The organism is Pseudoalteromonas sp. S327, assembly GCF_005886415.1.
Classification (GTDB): domain Bacteria; phylum Pseudomonadota; class Gammaproteobacteria; order Enterobacterales; family Alteromonadaceae; genus Pseudoalteromonas; species Pseudoalteromonas atlantica.
Window position 1 is genome coordinate 1 of record NZ_PNDP01000190.1, and the last position, 2,161, is coordinate 2,161.

Here is a 2,161-nt window from a genome sequence, read left to right on the forward strand (position 1 = left end):
AAAGGAGCTAATTAGCTCCTTTTTTGCGAAGGAAAGAAAGGGAACACTTCATATCAAACAACGTGGTTGATTAGGTAAACATTGGACTCACAATGCCGTTAGTCCAAAGTATTGCGGTTACAGCTAAAATTATTACCAATAAAATTAGCCCGCAGGTAACAACAGAGCTGGCATAAATAAAGCCGCGCTCTTGTGGAATATGCATTAGTATTGGCACGCCTGTATAAAGCAAGTACACCGAGTAGGCTAGGGCAATCATACCTACGCAAACAACAAACCACAGCTCAGGTAAAAAAGCGGCTAAGGCCGACATAAACACGGGTGTAGCAGTATAAGCGGCAAGTTCAAGCGTTTGTGTAAAGGTAGGTTTAGCACCAAATGTAACGGCCATCCAATGGGCTAAATAGGCCAGTGCAAACACACCGGCTATTAACGCACCATACATAGCCACGGCAATTAGCAGTGCGCTTTCATGCGTTAAAAATACTGGGTTGCCCGCACCAATACTCCAGCCTAAATACACCGATGAGTAATACCCCATAATCGATGGAAATAATGCAATAAGTAAAATATGCGACAGGCTATAAGTCAGGCTTTCGTGGCGGTTATCTATTGTTTGCCATTCTTCGAGTGGGTGGGCATAAATGCCCCACAGGTGGTTCAGTATCATAGCGGTACTCCATAAAAGGAACGTATTACTGTTGGTTATAATTTAGTTTTAGTTAGTTTGTTTTTTATACAGTACCTATATTTATGGTTTAGTTCATATACAAAGTCAAGTTAACTGCTTATTAACATTTTAAAGAGGTTGTTTTAGCTCGTTTTATTCTTCGTTATTTTTCGTGTTAAAATGGCTTTTTATTATTTGAAGTAACGAGCAGCCCTGTGCCACATAGCGAACTTTTAGCCCCTATTAATAATTTTTTATTGTGTGAAACCCCAAATGAATGGGTTATTGAGGCAGTAAAAAAAGAAAATTTATCGATTATTTTAATCGATCACTTAATTTGTGAGTTAAAAGCAGCGCAAAGTGCAATGTTTTTAATTCGTAAGTACGCGGTAGATAAAGACAGCAGCGATGCATTACTTGAATGGCTAAAGCCCTTTGAAACACTTATTTATAAACGCGAAGGTAATTGGCGTGATTTAGCGGCTAAAAATAAACTTACAAAATCTATTATCCCAAAGTCTAACTCACCTTACGGGCAAGATTTAATAGATAAAATGGTGATGCTAATAAAAGAAGAATTACATCACTTTTATCAAGTGCTCGAAATAATGGACGAGTATGGAGTAGAGTACCGCAGTATTACACCGTGTCGTTACGCTAAAGGGATGCTACGTAACGTTAAAACGTTTGAGCCTAATGCATTAGTCGATAAACTAATTGTAGGTGCTTATATTGAGGCTCGCTCATGTGAGCGTTTTGCTGCACTTGCTCCACATGTTGATAAACGCTTAGGCGATTTTTATATTTCATTGCTTCGCTCTGAGGCGCGCCATTATCAAGATTACTTAACACTGGCACAAGAAATTGCTGATTTTGATATTACTGAGCGAGTCGACTTTTTTGGTAAAATTGAGGCTGATTTGATCACTAGCCCTGATGAAGACTTTAAATTTCACAGTGGCGCTCCTGCACTAGTTACTAATTAAAGCAGTGTTATTTAGCTCTTCAAGCACACCGGTTAGTTAGGTGTGCTACTTCTTTCTATAAAGTCTATGAGCTCAAGCGCCGTGCTTTGAGAAAAGCCATGTTTTACTAATAGCTCTTTTGCGGTGCCATTGTATAAAATAGTAGAAAAGCCTTGTTCAAGCGCGTCTCTTTTTTGTTTTGCATCAGGGTCAGACTTTGGAAACATAACATGCAGTTGATGATGCTCTAAATCGGGCGAAATATATTCAACTTGTGGCGCGCCGGGTTCATTAAGCTTTTCGGTGTTTTTTAACCAGTATTCACCCACTTCTTTAGTGCCTGCTACTAAGTCTATTCGTCCTTTTTGAAGCATATATAAACTGTTAATTAACCCGCGAGTTGAGGTTACGGCCAGTCCATTACTTTCAGAAAAAACTTCACTTACTGCGTAGCCAACGCCTTTACAAATACTGTATGGCTGTAAAGAGTCCATACTGCCGTCATAGTTTATTTGTCTGTCTTTGA

The 2,161-nt window shown here is 39.1% G+C and carries 3 protein-coding genes; 1 reads left to right on the forward strand and 2 read right to left on the reverse strand.

The genetic code is table 11. The features are described 5' to 3' along the window. Nucleotides 1-70 precede the first annotated feature (70 nt). Nucleotides 71-670, reverse strand: coding sequence for a Yip1 family protein (locus tag CWB60_RS20665; RefSeq protein ID WP_004586887.1), 600 nt, complete (start codon nucleotides 668-670; stop codon nucleotides 71-73). 215 nt (nucleotides 671-885) lie between these two features. On the opposite strand from CWB60_RS20665, the gene miaE reads away from it, so the two are divergent. Then, the gene (miaE, locus tag CWB60_RS20670; protein ID WP_004586888.1) at nucleotides 886-1,656 is read left to right on the forward strand and encodes a tRNA isopentenyl-2-thiomethyl-A-37 hydroxylase MiaE; all 771 of its coding nucleotides are present in this window, start codon (nucleotides 886-888) and stop codon (nucleotides 1,654-1,656) included. Nucleotides 1,657-1,688: 32 nt separating this feature from the next. Here miaE and CWB60_RS20800 read toward each other — a convergent pair. Next, the coding region (locus CWB60_RS20800) for a transporter substrate-binding domain-containing protein (protein WP_502704745.1) at nucleotides 1,689-2,161 on the reverse strand (473 nt) is incomplete at its 5' end.

Excerpts from the sequence above, each read along its gene's own strand:
- CWB60_RS20665 (WP_004586887.1), bottom strand. The coding sequence starts at position 670 with ATGATACTGAACCACCTGTGGGGCATTTATGCCCACCCACTCGAAGAA.